Here is a 15,920-nt window from a genome sequence, read left to right as displayed (position 1 = left end):
ATCACAGCGAGCTCGCATCGCCGGAGAAGATCGCGGTCGGGGTCCCGGCCGCGTACGTGAAGCTCACTCGCACGCCGGTGTCGCCCGTGCGAGGCAATGAGAAGAGATACGTGCCTGTTGTGGCCTTGCCCGGGGGCAGCTTGCCCATCATGGGCTTGGCGTCCGGGTCCCCCTGGACGGGCGATGCCGGTGTGCCGTCGGCGGCGTCGAGTGTGACGACGACGTTGCTCATGTCGAGCGGACGACCGGAACCGTTCGTGATCTCGACCGTCACGGCATAGGCGTCTCCGCTGAGGTCGCCCGGTCCGTGCCCTTCGGCCTGGGTGACGCCGAGTCCGACGAGGCGTGCACTGACCGCGGGTTCAAGCTGGGCCTTCTCCTTGAGCTTGACCGGCACCGGCTTAGGGACCTTCGGGGCGGCAGTCGGCGCGGGGCCAGCCTTGGTGTTGCCCACGGCAGTGACGGTGGTGCCCTGCACCAGCGTGCTCGCGACGCTCTCCCCCTGCCGCAGTTCCGCCTGCCCGGTTGCCGGCGGTGCATTCCCGGCCTGCCCAGTTCCCGCGGCGGCGCCCGCGATCCCGGCGGTACCGCCGATCACGAGCACGGCAGCTCCTATGAACCAGGCGCGTCGCTTACGCAGCCGCCTGGCCTCTCGTGCCTTCCGGTCAGTGTTCTTGTCCGACATCTCTCGTCCCCGATCTCGACGTGGCGTACGGCGCCCCCCGCACGGACCACCAGCCCGCGGCACGAGTGTTGCTTTAGCGGACCCCGATTGAGAGGTAATGCGGTTGCGGTTGCGGACCGGGTGCGGCCCGTTGGCGGCTCATTTCCGGAGCGGCGAGGTGAGGAACCTCTTTATCGTGCTGCTGACCATCGGGCGCTGCACCGCCGGACCGCTGTGGTCGGCATCGCGCCCCCTCATCGTCATCGAGAAGACAGGCGGACACAGATGGCACGCCCCTTGAGGAGCCTGCGCATCGCCATGGTGGGCACGAGAGGGGTACCGGCGCGTTACGGCGGCTTCGAGACCTGTGTGGAGGAGGTCGGCCGGAGGCTCGTCGAACGCGGCCACCGCGTGCTGGTGTACTGCCGGGCCGAGCGCGAGGAGGACGGCCCGCGTGGGTACCTCGGCATGCGCTTGGTCCACCTCCCCGCGCTGCACCAGCGGTCACTGGAGACCCTCAGCCACACGGCGCTCTCCGTCGCCCATCTCGTGCGCCGCAGGCCGGACGTCGCAGTCGTCTTCAACGCCGCGAATGCACCATGGCTGCCCCTGGTGCGCGCTGCGGGAGTCCCCGTCGCCACCCATGTCGACGGCCTGGAGTGGCTGCGCAGCAAGTGGGGCCCGGCCGGCCGGCGGTACTACCGCATCGCGGAGTCGCTCTCGGTCCGGTGGTCGGACGCCCTTATTGCGGACGCTTCCGGAATCGCCGACTACTACCGCGCCGAGTTCGGTGCAGCAACCGAACTCATCTCGTACGGCGCGCCGGTGATCTCACCGGGCGACGACCGTCTCCCCGAGCTAGGGCTCACGCCGGGCGCATTTCACCTGGTCGTCGCCCGATTCGAACCGGAAAATCACGTGCACGTCGTGGTCGACGGCTACAGCCGTAGCACCGCCGCCTTTCCGCTGGTCGTCGTGGGGTCGGCCCCCTACGCGGAACGCTACACACGCAAGGTGCACGAGCTCGCCGACGACCGCGTCCGCTTCCTGGGTGCCGTCTGGGACCAACAGCTCCTCGACCAGCTGTACGCGAACTGCCTGACCTATGCTCACGGGCACTCGGTGGGCGGCACCAACCCTTCGCTCCTCCGTGCCGTCGGCGCGGGCGCACCGTCCCTGGCCTTCGATGTTCCGTTCAACCGGGAGGTGCTGGGCGACGCGGGAACCTATTTCACCGAGCCTGCGCATGTCCTGCGGGCCGTCGAGCATGCGGAGGCCCAGCGCGCCGGTCGTGCCGCCCGCAGCGCCGCGACCCGCGCCCGCGCCCTGAGGTACAGCTGGGACGACGTCGCCGACGCGTACGAGGACCTCTGCCGGCGGCTGACGGAACAGCCCCCTCCCCGCCGGCCCACCGGTCGACGCAGGGGCGTCCGGTGAAGACCCGGCCGAGGCGGGTGCGGCGAGTCCTGATCGCCCACCCGTCGCCGGACCTCTACGGCTCTGACCGTCAGCTGCTGGAGACGGTGCACGGCCTGGTCGCCGACGGTTGGCACGTTGACGTGGTGCTACCTCACGAGGGCCCGCTATCCGGTCTGCTCGTCGACCGCGGAGCAGAGGTCCACGTGCACACCTTCCCCGTTCTCCGCAAAGCGATGCTGACCTGGCCTGGGCTCAAGGAGCTGGTCAGATCCGCGGGGCCGACTGCATGGCGGCTGCAGCGACTCCTTCGTCGCCGTGGCGCCGACGTCGCCTACATCAACACCGTGACGATACCCATCTGGTTCCTCGCCGCCCGGTTGGCGCGCACGCCGGCGGTGTGCCACGTCCATGAGGCCGAGGCCCACCTGCCATGGCCGTTTCGGCTGGCGCTGGCTGCCCCTCTCCTCATGGCTCGCCAGGTCGTCGCGAACAGTGCGGCGACCAGGTCATTCCTCACCCGCTCCGTCCCGGTTCTCGCCCCGAGGATCACGACGATCCACAACGGGATCTCGTCGAATGCTGCGCCGTTGCCGCTCAGGGCGCGTCAGCCGGCGGACCAGCTGCGCCTGGCGCTGATAGGCCGGCTCTCACCCCGCAAGGGCGTGCACGTCGCGCTCGACGCGGTCGCTCTCGCTCGGAGCCGGGGTGTCGACGTACGTATGGATGTGTGCGGCACCCCGTTCCGCGGCTACGAGTGGTACGAGCACGAACTGCGGGAACGAGCTCAACAGGCGGATCTCGCCGGGGCGGTCCGGTTTCATGGGTACGTGCACCCGACGGAGCCGATCCTGGAGGCAGCCGACGCGGTCCTCGTCCCGTCCTTCGGGGAGTCCTTCGGGAATGCTGCGGTGGAGGGCATGCTGGCGGGCAGGCCCGTCATCGCCAGCAGGGTGCAGGCACTGACGGAGATTCTCACCGACCGTCGCACCGGTCTGCTCGTCCAAGCCGGCTCCGCGCAAGCGCTCGCGGAGGCCATCGTCGACGTCGCCGCTCATCCTGCACTCGCGCAGGCCCTGGCCGGAGCGGCGAGAGCGGAGGCTCTCGAGCGCTTCTCTGTCGAGCGTTATCGCGACCGCGTCGCGGACGTCGTCGCGTCGTGCCGCAGGGCGCGGAACTCGCCCGCCGACGGGGTGCCCTCGCGCTGACCGGTGCGTCGACCGGGGTGAGGGACTGTCATCGCTCTCCGCCCTGATTCCTCGACCAGTGTCGTGGAGCCGTCAGTACGCTGCCGGAATGAGTCGCGTAGCTGCCACGGAGACCGCGGCGGACCTGGTGGGACGGGCGTACGAGCTGTCCCGGATCGATGAGATGGTTCACCGGCTTGCGGCGGGGCGCGGCAGCCTCGTCCTGCTCCTCGGCGAGACGGGGATGGGACGGACGTCGCTGCTGCACGAGTCGATCGTGAGGGCGGGCCGCGAGGTGCCCCAGGTCCGGGCGATTCACATCCCCACCGGAATCCTCCGGCCCGACTCGGTACAGGCGATGAGCACCATCCTCTCGACCTCCACGGCGGCTCCCCCGTCGACGGACCTCCTCGTCAGCGCTCTGGGCGGGAGCGACCGCATCAATCTGGAATCCCCGGAGCTCGTTGAGGCCGCCGTTGCCGTCGTGCGCGCGGAGACCGCGGAACGGCCGCTGATCGTCACCCTCGACGACCTCCCGTTCCAGGACGAGACGGCTCTGCGCGCGCTCACTTCCCTCGCGGCCGCGATAGCGACCATGCCGATCATGGTCGTCGTCACGTGCCGGGACATGCCATCGCGAGCCTACGAGTCGAGCCCGGTGGGCCCCTTATGGGTGCACCGCCTGGCTCCGCTCAGTCGGGGCGACGCCGTGAAGATCGTGCGTCAGGTTGCAGGCACTCACGTACCGCTTTCCGTAGCCGCGAGCGTTGGCCGCCTGACCGGCGGCAATCCTGGTGACCTGCGGCAGGTGTGCGCCTTGCTCGACGACGGGGTGCTCGGTGGCACGGTACCGCTCCCGGATCCGCTGCCGGGCACGCCGACCTCGGCTGCGGTGTACGGACCGTGGTGGAGGTCGCTTCACCAAGACGACCGGAGCTTCGTCTTGCACGCTGCGCTGGCCATCGCGCCGGAGCACGCATCCCTCGCCCACCGCGCGACACCAGGATCAAGCCCGCTGCTGGGGCCGGACGGCCGCCCCGTCTTCGACCAGACCGGTGGCCGCCTCGGCTTCCGGACGCCACGGCTCGCATCCGCCGTGCTCGCCCTCACATCCGCGGTGGAGGTGCGGGACGCTCACGCCTCTCTCTCGCTCGCCGCTCCGGAGGGCGCACCGGAGCGGCGCTGGCACCACCTCCTCGCGGGCGGCGCTCTCTCGCACGAGGATCTCGCCGCGCTGACAGGTATCGCCGAACGGGCGCTCAGCCGGGGAGAGTTGGCTCTTGTCCAGCGGGTCGCGGCCGGTGTCGCCACGATCGCTTCCCCCGGCGACATCCCGGCCGAGCTCAAAGTCGTCGCTGGTCTTGCCGCGCTCTACTCCGGGATTCCGGGCTCGGCCGCGGCGTGGCTCTCTGACGCCGCTGCGGCCGCTACGGACCCCGGCGAGGAGTACACGGCGCTCGCCTCCCTGATACTCGCCCGCACCTACCGCGACTGCGCGATCCCTGCCGCTGTGGCCGATGCGGCGATCGCCCGGCTGGAGTCCCGCGCCCCCGCACGGGCAGCCTCCCTCGCCTCCTTCGTCGCACGGCTGGCCCACCACCACGGCGACCGCTGCGCCCCCTCCTACCTGGAGCGCGCGGAGGCGCTCGGCGCTCGGGCGGCGGAACCTGGGGCGACAGCTGGTGTTCCCCGTGACCACGACGACCTGGCACGGGAGCTGCCGCTGACGCGGAACCTTCTTCGTCATGGCGCTCCTGGGGGTACGTCCCCGCTCGAACCTGTGCCGGCCGAGCCGTGGACGGCGCTCCTGTCCAGGCGACCCCCCACGGACGTCGTCGGGTGGACGCTGGCGCTCGACAACGTCGCGATGCTGGTGCAGGCCGGTGCGTGGGAGGAAGCCCGAGCCGCTGTGGCGGACCTGCACTCGCAGATCCGCCACTTTCCGGCTCCCCTGCTCGCCGCCAGCGTCTCGGTGCTCGCGATGCAGCTGCACCTGGCGCTCCTGGAGGTGCACAGAGCGGAGGACATCGCTCGCAGCGCCCGAGCCGACGCACTGCCGCTGCACCTGCCCTTCCTGGGCGAGGGCCTGTGCCTGGTGGCGCAAGTGGCCGACCTGCGCGATCGGCGCGCCGAAGCGGCGGAATGGCTCACTGACGCCTCGAGCTGGGTGCAGCGATGCGGGGATCCGCCGGCGAAGGCCGCTGCCCTCGCCGGCGCCCATGGCCTGCACGCGTGGCTGGAGGGCCGCAGTGCCGAGGCGGCCGTAGCCCTTGGCCGGGCGAGGTGGGCCGGGGTGGCGGAGGGAGCGTCCGTGTCCGCCCTCGTCCTGTCCGACCTGCGGCTGCGCGACGAGCGCCTCCCCACCTGGAACGGCAGGAAGGGAGGAGAGGCGCAAGGTCGCTCCAGGGCGCCACGCGAGCCGGAGCATGACGACATCGGCGTGACGCTCGACGAGCTCGTGAAGGTCGCGGACCGCGATCTTGTCGCTTGGGTCGCCCACGCGGCCGTAGCCGTCCAGCACACGTTTTCTCTTGGGCAGCAGGGCGTCGCACTCGAGCTCATGGCCCTGCGGCTGGGTCGCATCAGTACAGGCAGCCACGCCGACCAGGTCGTCGCCCTCGGTAACACCTCGCCCCCTGCGGATCGGGACGAGCACCGACAGCAGCTTCTCCTGTGGGCACGCGAGCGCTACCGCGCGAGCGGGGCGCTGGCCCTCGCCGCGCGCGCCGAGCGGGAAGTGGCCCGGCTGAGTCGCGCCGGAGCCGGCCGCGCACTCACGCAGCTCAGCGCCCAGGAGCAACAGGTCGCCGAGATGGTGCGGCAGGGGGCGTCCAACAAGCAGATCGCCAGTGCACTATTCATCTCTGTCCGCACCGTGGAGCTTCGGCTCACGACCCTGTACCGCAAGTTCGGGATTCGCTCGCGTCGCGAACTTCGCGACATCCCCTTCGAGACGGCCGCACAGCACTGACTCTCCTCGCGTCCTCCCTCGAGCGACGGACGCCGCGAGGAAGTTGCGCAGCATCGACGACGACGTAGACGGCGTGTAGGGAAGATAAAGGACCGTCGTCCCCACCTCTGCCATCTCTCTCTCGAGCTGATCGCCCTTGGCAGTTCCTTCCCAATCCGTGCCCTTGAAGAGCACGTCGAACGGGTGGGCGCGCCAGGCGACCCGCTTGTCCTGCGCCACGTCCGCCACCACCTCGTCGACGAACCGCAGGCTCGAGACGATCTCCATGCGCTCGTCGAGCGGGATGACCGGCGCGCGGCCCTTCATCGCCATGAGGCTGGCGTCGGTCGCTACCCCCACCACGAGCCGGTCGCACCGCTCCCGGGCGGCCCGGAGGATGTTGAGGTGCCCGATGTGGAACATGTCGAACCCACCGGGCACGTAACCGGTGATGTGCCGCTCCCCCATGTGCTTCTGCCCCTCCGCGTCGGCAGCTCCCGCCGCCGGTGCACGGGAGCACAGCCATCCTCGCGAGAGGACACCGGGTCGAGAAGGCCGGAGGGGACCCCGTGCGGCTCTTCTGCGGAGCCCATGCGGACCGCGAGCCAGCAGCGGGTCCGGCGAGGCCGCCGCCCGATCAGGACCGCGAACCCGTGTGCAGCCGCTGCTGCGCCTTGTCCAGGCCGAGCGTGACGACCTCCTCGACGGCGTCGGCCGCCTCCTCCAGGGTCACCCCGAGGTCGGCGCGCTCCGAGGCGGGGAAGTCCCGCAGCACGTAGTCGGCCGGGTCCATCCGGCCCGGCGGGCGGCCGATGCCCACCCGCAGGCGCACGTAGTCCTTCGTACCGAGGGCGGAGGAGATGGACTTCAGCCCGTTGTGGCCGCCCTCGCCCCCGCCCTGCTTGAGCCGCAGGCTCTCGGCGGGCAGGTCCAGCTCGTCGTGGACGACGAGCAGGTGGTCGGGTTCGACGTCGTAGAACTTCACGAGCGCGCCGACCGGGCCGCCCGAGACGTTCATGTAGGAGCCGGGCCTGGCCAGGATGACCCGCGGGCCGGGCGCGCCGCCGGGCATCACCCCCAGCCGGCCGTCGAGCACGCGGGCGCGGGCCTTGTGCGCGGTGAAGGACCCGTTCATCCGCCGGGCGAGGACGTCGAGCACCATCTGGCCGACGTTGTGCCGGTTCCCGGCGTACTCGGGACCGGGGTTGCCCAGTCCGACGACGAGCCACGGGCTCATGTTCCTCCTTCTCGTTCCCCCACGACGCTACGGCACCCGGTCGTCACGGGTGGGGGCCCACATGGACGTCGCGCCCAGGCCGACTCGGCCTGGGCGCGACGATCGCGAAGCTCACGCTTCCGGCGAGGCTCAGGCCTCGGCGGCCTCGGTCTCCTCGGCCTCGCCGAGGTCCTCGGCGGAGACGCGCGGCACGGAGATCACGACGACGATCGCGTCGGCGTCGTCCTCGATGCTGGCGTCCTCGGGGTGGGGGATGTCGCCGGCGCGCACGATGGCGCCGTCCTGCAGGCCCTCGATGCTCACGGAGACGACCTCGGGGATGCGGGTGGCGGGCACCGAGACGGTCAGCGTCTGCAGCTCGACCTGGTGGATGGTGCCGGGGAAGGACTCGCCGGTGACGTGGACCGGGACCTCCACGGTGACCCGCTCGCCCTGGCGGACGACGACGAGGTCGAGGTGCTCGATGTCGCGGCGCACCGGGTCGCGCTGGACGTCCTTGACCAGGGCGAGCTGCTCGGCGCCCTCGATGTCCAGGGTGACGACGGCGTTGGAGTGGTCCTTGACCACGAGGAACGTCTCGTGCGAGGGCAGCGCCAGGTGCTGCGGCTCGGTGCCGTGGCCGTAGAGCACGGCGGGGATCTGGCCGGCGCGCCGGGTGCGGCGGGCCGCGCCCTTGCCGAACTCGGTGCGCCGCGTCGCGGTGAGGTGCAGGTTGTCAGCCACGGGGGTCTCCTAGCGGTGGTTCTCGATGGGCGGTGGGCCTCAGCGTGGGACGTCGTACGGACGGCGCGGCAAGGCGCCACCGCGTCGATCACGGATCCGGCGGAGCGCTCCGGGCCGACCCGCGGTCATCGACCACGCGCCGACCCTGCACACCCGGGCAGCCTGCCCGTCCGGCGTCCCTCGCCGAGGCAACCGGAACATCCTAGCGGCATCCCGGCGTGGGCGGTAACCCGCAGGTCGGTCCCGTCCCGTGACCTCCGCGACGCTCGGGGACCGTGCCGGTGCGCGACGGCGGCGCCGCCGCCGGGCACACTGGTGCCGCCCGGCGCGGCGCCGCGGCCGAGACCCGAGACCCGAGACCCGAGACCCGGAAGGGAACATCCGCGATGGCCGATGCCCCCGTCAGCGTGACCGTCCCCACCGCCGCGGGCGAGATGCCCGCGCACCTCTGGCTGCCGCCGTCGGGCACCGGTCCCGGCCTCGTCGTCCTGCAGGAGATCTTCGGGGTGAGCCGATACATCCGGAACCGGTGCGCCGACCTGGCCGACCTCGGCTACGTCGTGCTCGCGCCGGAGATCTACTGGCGCATCGGCTCACCCGAGCTGGACGAGACCAGCCCGGACTACCTCGAGCAGGGCGTCGCCCTCGTGCAGCGGGTGAGCTGGGACGACGCGGTGGCCGACGGCGTGGCCGCCGTCCACGCCCTGCGGCAGCGTCCGCAGGTCGCCGGCGGGGTGGGGGTGCTCGGCTTCTGCTACGGCGGCGGGCTGGCGTTCCACGTCGCGGCCGCCGACGCGCCCGACGTCCTGGTGTCCTACTACGGCTCGGCGCTGCCGCGGCTGCTCGACCTGGCCCCGCGGGTGACCGCGCCGAGCCTGCACCACTTCGGCACCGACGACGCCTACATCCCGCCGCCGCAGGTGGAGGCCATCCGCGCCGCCGTGGCCGGCCCCGACGTGGAGTTCCACCTCCACCCCGGCGCCGGGCACGCCTTCGACAACCCGCACCCGATGTTCCACCACCCCGCGGCGGCCGAGGAGGCCTGGTCCGCCACCGCCCGGTTCCTCGCCCGGCACCTGCCGGTGCCCGCGCACCCGTAGCCCGGTCGCCCGGCAGGCCGCACAGGCGAAGGCGGCGGGCACGGGGCCCAGCCCCGTGCCCGCCGCCTCACGCGGGGTCGCCGCTCAGGCGTTGCCGTCGAAGAGCGACGTCACCGACCCGTCGTCGAAGACCTCACGGATGGCGCGGCCCAGCAGCGGGGCGATGGGCAGCACCGTCAGCTGCGGGAAGCGCTTCTCCGGGGGGATCGGCAGGGTGTCGGTGACGACGACCTCCCGGGCGCCGGACTCCGAGAGCCGCTGCGCCGCCGGGTCGGAGAGCACGCCGTGGGTGGCGGCGACGATGACGTCCGTCGCCCCGGCGGCGAGCACCACCTTCACCGCCTCGGCGATCGTGCCGCCGGTGTCGATCATGTCGTCGACGAGCACCGCGGTCTTGCCCTTGACGTCGCCGACGACGCGGTTGGCCACCGCCTGGTTCGGCTGGCGGATGTCGCGGGTCTTGTGCACGAACGCCAGCGGGACGCCGCCGAGCTTGGCGGCCCACTGCTCCGCGACCCGGATGCGCCCGGCGTCGGGCGAGACCATCGCGGCGTTGTTCGTGTCGATGCGGGTGCGCACGTAGTCGCTGAGGATCGGCATCGCCCACAGGTGGTCCACCGGGCCGTCGAAGAAGCCCTGGGACTGGGCGGCGTGCATGTCCACGCTGAGCAGCCGGTCGGCGCCGGCGGTCTTGAACAGGTCGGCCACCAGGCGGGCGGAGATCGGCTCGCGGCCGCGGTGCTTCTTGTCCTGCCGGGCGTAGGGGTAGAACGGGGCCACCACGGTGATCCGCTTGGCCGACCCGCGCTTGAGCGCGTCGACCATGATCAGCTGCTCCATGAGCCACTGGTTGATCGGCACGGTGTGCGACTGCAGCACGAAGACGTCCGACCCGCGCACCGACTCGTTGAACCGGACGTAGATCTCACCGTTGGCGAAGTCGTAGGCCGTCGTCGGCAGCAGCTCGATGTCGAGCTCGCGCGCGACGTCGGCGGCGAGCTCGGGGTGAGCGCGCCCGCTCACGACCACGAGCCGCTTCTCGCCGCTGGTGATGATCCCGGTCATCGGTTGTTGTCCCCTTCTGCGGTGGCACCCGGGACCTGCTGGTCGCGGGGGGTCGTGGTGTCGGGCTCCTGGCCCAGGGCCCGGGCGGCGGCCCGGGCGGAGTCGGTCTCCGGCCGCCGGCGCAGCACCCAGCCCTCGATCGTGCGCTGCGGGCCCCCGCTGACGGCGAGCGCGCCGGGCGGCACGTCCTCCCGGACGGTGGTGCCGGCGCCGGTGTACGCGCCGTCGCCGACCGTGACCGGCGCGACGAACATGTTGTCCGAGCCGGTACGGGCGTGCGCGCCGATGCGGGTGCGGTGCTTGGCCACGCCGTCGTAGTTGACGAACACCGAGGAGGCGCCGATGTTCGTGCCCTCCCCGATCTCCGCGTCGCCGACGTAGGTCAGGTGCGGCACCTTCGCGGCGGGGCCGATGGAGGCGTTCTTCACCTCGACGAACGTGCCGATCTTGCCCCGCTCGCCGAGCTCGGCGCCGGGGCGGAGGTAGGCGAAGGGCCCGGTGGTGGAGCCGGCGCCGAGCTCGGCGTCGGAGCCGTGGGTGCGCACCACGGTGGCGCCGGCCCCGACGACGACGTCGCGCAGGGTGGTGTCCGGGCCGATGGTCGCGCCCTCGTCCACGCGGGTGCGCCCGTGCAGCTGGGTGCCCGGCAGCAGGGTGACGTCGCGGGCCAGCTCGACGTCGACGTCGACCCAGGTGCTGGCGGGGTCGACGACCGTCACGCCGTCGCGCATCCACCGCTCCAGGGTGCGGCGGTTGAGCTCGGCGCCCAGCGTGGCGAGCTGGACGCGGTCGTTGACCCCCTCGACCAGCCAGGAGTCCTCCACCGAGATCGCCCGCACGGCCAGGCCGCGGCGGTGGGCGAGGGCGACGACGTCGGTGAGGTAGACCTCGCCCTGGTCGTTGTCCTGGCCGACCCCGCCGAGCGCCTCGCGCAGCACCGCGGCGTCGAAGACGTAGGTGGAGGTGTTGATCTCGCGGATCCGGCGCTGCTCCGCGGTGGCGTCGCGCTCCTCGACGACGCCGACGACGGCGCCGTCCTCGCGCAGGATGCGCCCGTACCCGTGGGGGTCCTCGACCGTGGTGGTCAGCACGGTGACGGCGTTGCCGTCGGCGCCGTGGGCGGCGAGCAGCTCGGCGAGGGTGCCGGCGTCGAGCAGCGGGGTGTCCCCGGCCATGACGACCACCGGGCCGGCGAGCGCGGCGGCGGCGTCGAGGGCGCCCAGCGCGCACTGGACCGCCCGGCCGGTGCCGGGGACCTCGTCCTGGTCGACGATGGTGACGCCGGCGTCGACGGCGGTGGCGTGGGCGGCGACGGCGTCGCGCTGGTGCCGGACGACGACGGCCAGGCGGGCCGGGTCCAGCGCCCGGGCCGCGGTGAGCGCGTGCCCCAGCAGGCTGCGACCGCCGATCTCGTGCAGCACCTTGGGGGTGCGGGACTTCATCCGGGTGCCCTCACCCGCGGCGAGAACGACGACGGCAGCAGGTTGGGTCAGGCTCACGCCAGCTCCTGAAGGATTACCGCCCGGCCACGCCCCGGGCGTCGTGCAGCGAACACTCTAGCGCCGCGCCGGAGTGCCTCCGTCCGGAGGCCCAGCAGGCGGAGCACTCCGGCCCCGGAGGCCCAGCAGGCGGAGAGCTCCGGCCCCGGAGGCCCAGCAGGCGGAGAGCTCCGGCTCCGCCCCCAGGATTCGAACCCGGACTGCAAGGCACCAAAGGCCTGCGTGCTGCCGTTACACCAGGGCGGACCGCGCGCGAGCGCGGCTCCCAGTGTGCCAGGCACCGGCCCCCAGCCCCGAACCGGCCCCGTGATCTGCCGCACGGCATGATGGGGGCGTGTCCTCCGACAGCAGGCGCGGCCCCCGGGTGCGCATGACCGGCAGCGAGCGCCGCGAGCAGCTCGTCACCATCAGCCGCGCGCTCTTCGCCGAGAAGGGCTTCGAGGGCACCAGCGTGGAGGAGATCGCCGCCCGCGCGAAGGTCTCCAAGCCGGTGGTCTACGAGCACTTCGGCGGCAAGGAGGGCATCTACGCCGTCGTCGTCGACCGCGAGGTGCAGCGCCTGCTCGGGATGCTCACCGAGCAGCTCGGTGCCGGCGGGCACCCCAAGGTGATCGTCGAGAAGGCGGCCCTGACCCTGCTGGACTACATCGAGGCCAACACCGACGGCTTCCGGATCCTCGTGCGCGACTCCCCCGTCGCCCAGGCCACCGGGACGTTCTCCTCGCTCATCGGGGACGTGGCCACCCAGGTCGAGCACCTGCTGGCCGAGCAGTTCCGGGCCCGCCGGCTCGACCCGGCGGCCGCGCCGATGTACGCCCAGATGCTCGTCGGGCTCATCGCCCTGACCGGCCAGTGGTGGCTCGAGGCGCGCCACCCGGACAAGACGGTCGTCGCCGCGCACATGGTCAACCTCGCCTGGAACGGCCTCAAGGGCCTCGAGCGCGACCCGCGCCTCAGCTCCCTCGCCCAGGACCCGAGCAGCGACCGCCGGCCCGGCGCCGCCCGGGGCTGAGGTCGGGCCGAGCCGTCCGGCGGCGCGGCACGGCTCCCGGCGGCGCAGGTCCGCGCCCGCTGCTTCGGGACCGGGCTGATACCTTTCGCGCACAGACATGTCCGTTTCCTGGTCGGGGGGCCGGGACGCCCGAGTGCCGGGGCGCGCCCCGGCAGGATGGACGCCATGAGCACGCTCGTGATCGACCACCTCAACAAGAGCTACGGCAGCCTCCGCGCGCTGCGGGACATGACCTTCGACGTGCGCGCCGGGGAGATCTTCGGCTTCGTCGGCTCCAACGGGGCCGGCAAGACGACCACCATGCGCATCATGCTCGGCGTGCTCGCCGCCGACTCCGGCCAGGTGCGCTGGGACGGCGTCGCGCTCGACCTCGAGACCCGCCGCCGCGTCGGCTACATGCCGGAGGAGCGGGGCCTGTACCCGAAGATGAAGGTGGGCGAGCAGCTGGCCTACCTCGCCCGCCTGCACGGCATGAGCCCCGCCGAGGCGACCGCCGCCACCGAGTACTGGACCGACCGCCTGGGCGTCGGCGCGCGCCGCGGCGACAACGTCGAGAAGCTCTCGCTGGGCAACCAGCAGCGCGTCCAGCTCGCCGCCGCCCTCGTGCACTCCCCCGACATCCTCGTGCTCGACGAGCCTTTCTCCGGGCTGGACCCGGTCGCCGTCGACGTCATGTCCGCCGTGCTGCGCGAGCGCGCCGACGCCGGCGTGCCGGTGATCTTCTCCTCCCACCAGCTCGACCTCGTCGAGCGGCTGTGCGACCGCGTCGGCATCGTGCGCGCCGGCCAGATGGAGGCCCTGGGCACCATCGAGGAGCTGCGCACCACCGACCGCCCCCGCTGGCTGCTCGACGTCGCCGCCGACCCCGCCGCCGTGCGGGCGTGGGCCGCCGCCCTGCCGGAGGCGACCGCCTCCGCCGTGCCGGGGCGGCCCGGCGCCGTCGTCGTCGAGCTGGCCGATGACGCCGCCGGCACCGAGCAGCGGCTGCTCGCCGGCGCCCTGGAGCTCGGCGCGGTGCGCGAGTTCGCCCCGGTGCGCCCGACGCTGACGGACCTGTTCCGTCACGTCGTCTCCGCCGCCGACGGCGACGCGCCACCCCCGGACGGCGATCCCCGGCCCGGCCGCGCCCGGGCGGAGGTGGCCGCGTGAGCGCCCTGCGCACCGTCTGGATGGTCGCCGGCCGCGAGGTCAGGACCCGCATGATGACCAAGGCGAACATCATCTCGATGGCCGTCATGCTCGCCGTCATCGTCGTCGCCGCCGTCGTGGGCGGGTACTTCCTCAGCCGCGACGACGACGCCCCCGCCCTGACCGTCGCCGTCACCGACTCCACCGCGGCGCTGGGCGACGGGCTGCGGGCGGGGGCCGCCGGGCAGCAGACCGAGGTCGACGTGGTCACCATGACCCGCGACGCGGCCGAGGCGGCCCTGGCCGGCGACACCGACGACGAGCTCGACGCCTTCCTCGACGGCGACCCCACGGCGCCCACGGTGCTCGTCGCCGGCGCGGCCGACCCCCAGCTGCTCGCCCTGGTCACGACCGCCACGCAGTCCTTCGTCCTCGCCCAGCAGGTCAGCGACCTCGGCGGCGACCCGGCCGCCGTCGGCCAGGCGATGGCCACCGCGACCCCGACCGTGGAGACGCTCGCCGCGGCGGACGGCAACCCCGGCTTCGACGGGCCGACCTACGGCATCGCCATGGCGATGCTCTCGGTGCTGCTTTTCTCCCTCATCGGCTCCGGCACCCTCATCGCCATGGGCGTGGTGGAGGAGAAGACCTCCCGGGTGGTGGAGATCCTGCTCGCGACGATCAAGCCCACCCAGCTGCTCGCCGGGAAGATCCTCGGCGTCGGCCTCTACGGCCTGTTCCAGGTGGTGGTGCTCGGTGGGGCGATGGCGGTCGCGGCCAGCGCCATCGGCCTCCTGGACGGCCTGGAGATCAACGTCGGCGCGTCCCTGGCGATGATGGTCGTCTGGTTCCTCCTCGGCTACGCGCTGTTCGCGCTGCTCTTCGGCGGCCTCGCGGCCCTCGTCTCGCGCCAGGAGGACATCGGCACGGTGACGACCCCGCTGATGCTCATGCTGCTCATCCCGTTCTACGTCACCATGTTCTTGGTGCCGAACGACCCCGACGGCACGGCGGTGCGGATCCTGTCCCAGGTGCCGTTCTTCGCGCCGTTCATGATGCCGGTGCGCGAGGCCTTCGGCGGCCTCGCGGCGTGGGAGCTGCCGCTGGCGGTCGCCATCGCCGTGGTGACCATCCCGCTGCTGGTGTGGGTCGCGGCGCGGATCTACCAGCGCGGGGTGCTGCACACCGGGGGGCGGATGAAGCTCGGCGAGGCCCTGCGCGGCTGAGCAGCCGGCACCTCCTCGACCGGCACCCCTCCCGCACGCGCGGCGGGGGCGCCGTCGCGGTTGGCGCGTCGCCCACGGCGCCAGGTCCGACGAAAGTATCTCGATGTCGAGTAATCTCGGGGGATGAGCGCAGCGCAGCCGGGCGACCGTGCCGGGGCATCCCCCGGCACGGCGGACGTGCGCGCCACCCAGGACGAGGTCGACCGCATCGTCAGCGCCTGGCAGCGCGAGCGCCCCGACCTGTATCCCATGCCGCTGCACGTCTTCTCGCGCGTCTCGCGGCTGGCGCGCCACCTCGACCTGGCCCGCCGGCACGCCTTCACCGAGCACGGCGTGGAGGCCTGGGAGTTCGACGTCCTCTCCGCCCTGCGCCGCGCCGGGGAGCCCTACGAGCTCACCCCGGGGCGGCTCATCGCCGAGACGCTCGTCTCCTCCGGCACCATGACCAACCGGATCGACCGGATGGTCGCCCACGGCCTGGTGGTGCGCTCGGCCGACACCACCGACCGCCGCGTGGTCAAGGTCCGCCTGACCGCGGAGGGCAGGGCCCGGGTGGACGCGGCGATGTCGACCCTGCTCGACTCCGAGCGCGACCTGCTCGCCGCGCTCAGCCCGGGCGAACGCACCCAGCTGCGCGACCTGCTGCGCCGGTTGCTGCTGCCCTTCGAGGCGGTCTGACCCGTCCCTCCCCCGCGACCACCCCGCCAGTCTGG

13 protein-coding genes, 1 tRNA gene and 1 pseudogene are annotated in these 15,920 nt (G+C 72.6%); 8 read left to right on the top strand and 7 right to left on the bottom strand.

Annotated features, from left to right (window positions below):
• Position 1 precedes the first annotated feature (1 nt).
• Entirely contained in the window at positions 2 to 604 is a 603-nt protein-coding gene (locus GD880_RS06010; protein ID WP_152230723.1) for a hypothetical protein, read from the bottom strand.
• 345 nt (positions 605 to 949) lie between these two features.
• Between GD880_RS06010 and GD880_RS06005 the strand changes: the two genes are divergently transcribed.
• The 3 genes from GD880_RS06005 (at position 950) to GD880_RS05995 (ending at position 6,238) form a co-directional block, all read left to right on the top strand.
• Positions 950 to 2,101, top strand: a complete 1,152-nt coding sequence (locus GD880_RS06005) for a DUF1972 domain-containing protein (RefSeq protein ID WP_226909416.1) — start codon at positions 950 to 952, stop codon at positions 2,099 to 2,101.
• Positions 2,098 to 3,288, top strand: coding sequence for a glycosyltransferase family 4 protein (locus GD880_RS06000; RefSeq protein ID WP_226909415.1), 1,191 nt, complete (start codon positions 2,098 to 2,100; stop codon positions 3,286 to 3,288). The genes GD880_RS06005 and GD880_RS06000 overlap by 4 nt, the downstream gene beginning before the upstream one ends.
• An 88-nt stretch (positions 3,289 to 3,376) precedes the next feature.
• Positions 3,377 to 6,238, top strand: coding sequence for a helix-turn-helix transcriptional regulator (locus GD880_RS05995; protein ID WP_152230722.1), 2,862 nt, complete (start codon positions 3,377 to 3,379; stop codon positions 6,236 to 6,238).
• A gap of 33 nt (positions 6,239 to 6,271) precedes the next feature.
• Here the strand turns inward: GD880_RS05995 and GD880_RS05990 are convergent.
• The 3 genes and pseudogenes from GD880_RS05990 to GD880_RS05980 form a co-directional block, all read right to left on the bottom strand.
• Positions 6,272 to 6,685, bottom strand: a pseudogene (locus GD880_RS05990) (adenylyltransferase/cytidyltransferase family protein); the annotation flags it as partial.
• 169 nt (positions 6,686 to 6,854) lie between these two features.
• The gene (gene pth / locus GD880_RS05985; protein ID WP_152230720.1) at positions 6,855 to 7,454 is read right to left on the bottom strand and encodes an aminoacyl-tRNA hydrolase; all 600 of its coding nucleotides are present in this window, start codon (positions 7,452 to 7,454) and stop codon (positions 6,855 to 6,857) included.
• Positions 7,455 to 7,583: 129 nt separating this feature from the next.
• Positions 7,584 to 8,177: a 50S ribosomal protein L25/general stress protein Ctc gene (locus tag GD880_RS05980; protein ID WP_226909414.1), complete on the bottom strand. Its 594-nt coding sequence runs from the start codon at positions 8,175 to 8,177 to the stop codon at positions 7,584 to 7,586.
• Positions 8,178 to 8,563: 386 nt separating this feature from the next.
• Between GD880_RS05980 and GD880_RS05975 the strand changes: the two genes are divergently transcribed.
• On the top strand, positions 8,564 to 9,277 hold the full coding sequence (locus GD880_RS05975; protein ID WP_152230719.1) for a dienelactone hydrolase family protein: 714 nt from the start codon (positions 8,564 to 8,566) through the stop codon (positions 9,275 to 9,277).
• 84 nt (positions 9,278 to 9,361) lie between these two features.
• Here GD880_RS05975 and GD880_RS05970 read toward each other — a convergent pair whose 3' ends face one another.
• From GD880_RS05970 to GD880_RS05960, 3 genes are all read right to left on the bottom strand, one after another.
• Complete coding sequence (locus GD880_RS05970) at positions 9,362 to 10,342, bottom strand: ribose-phosphate diphosphokinase (RefSeq protein WP_152230718.1); 981 nt, start codon at positions 10,340 to 10,342, stop codon at positions 9,362 to 9,364.
• Positions 10,339 to 11,841 carry a bifunctional UDP-N-acetylglucosamine diphosphorylase/glucosamine-1-phosphate N-acetyltransferase GlmU gene (gene glmU, locus GD880_RS05965; protein ID WP_152230717.1) on the bottom strand — a complete coding sequence of 501 codons (1,503 nt, stop codon included), beginning with the start codon at positions 11,839 to 11,841 and terminating at the stop codon, positions 10,339 to 10,341. Before glmU ends, GD880_RS05970 begins: the two co-directional genes overlap by 4 nt.
• Positions 11,842 to 12,015: 174 nt before the next feature.
• A tRNA-Gln gene (locus GD880_RS05960) sits at positions 12,016 to 12,087 on the bottom strand.
• A 124-nt stretch (positions 12,088 to 12,211) separates the two neighbouring features.
• Between GD880_RS05960 and GD880_RS05955 the strand changes: the two genes are divergently transcribed.
• From GD880_RS05955 to GD880_RS05940, 4 genes are all read left to right on the top strand, one after another.
• Positions 12,212 to 12,853, top strand: a complete 642-nt coding sequence (locus GD880_RS05955; RefSeq protein ID WP_152230842.1) for a TetR/AcrR family transcriptional regulator — start codon at positions 12,212 to 12,214, stop codon at positions 12,851 to 12,853.
• Between the two features lie 165 nt (positions 12,854 to 13,018).
• Positions 13,019 to 14,002, top strand: coding sequence for an ABC transporter ATP-binding protein (locus tag GD880_RS05950; RefSeq protein ID WP_152230716.1), 984 nt, complete (start codon positions 13,019 to 13,021; stop codon positions 14,000 to 14,002).
• Positions 13,999 to 15,207 carry an ABC transporter permease gene (locus GD880_RS05945; protein ID WP_152230715.1) on the top strand — a complete coding sequence of 403 codons (1,209 nt, stop codon included), beginning with the start codon at positions 13,999 to 14,001 and terminating at the stop codon, positions 15,205 to 15,207. The genes GD880_RS05950 and GD880_RS05945 overlap by 4 nt, the downstream gene beginning before the upstream one ends.
• Positions 15,208 to 15,330: 123 nt before the next feature.
• On the top strand, positions 15,331 to 15,885 hold the full coding sequence (locus GD880_RS05940) for a MarR family winged helix-turn-helix transcriptional regulator (protein ID WP_152230714.1): 555 nt from the start codon (positions 15,331 to 15,333) through the stop codon (positions 15,883 to 15,885).
• Positions 15,886 to 15,920 lie beyond the last annotated feature (35 nt).

Origin of the sequence: Georgenia ruanii (assembly GCF_009193175.1) — a bacterium.
Classification (GTDB): domain Bacteria; phylum Actinomycetota; class Actinomycetes; order Actinomycetales; family Actinomycetaceae; genus Georgenia; species Georgenia ruanii.
The sequence above is the reverse complement of the archived record's forward strand: the minus strand, read 5'-3'. Positions and strand labels throughout refer to the sequence as shown.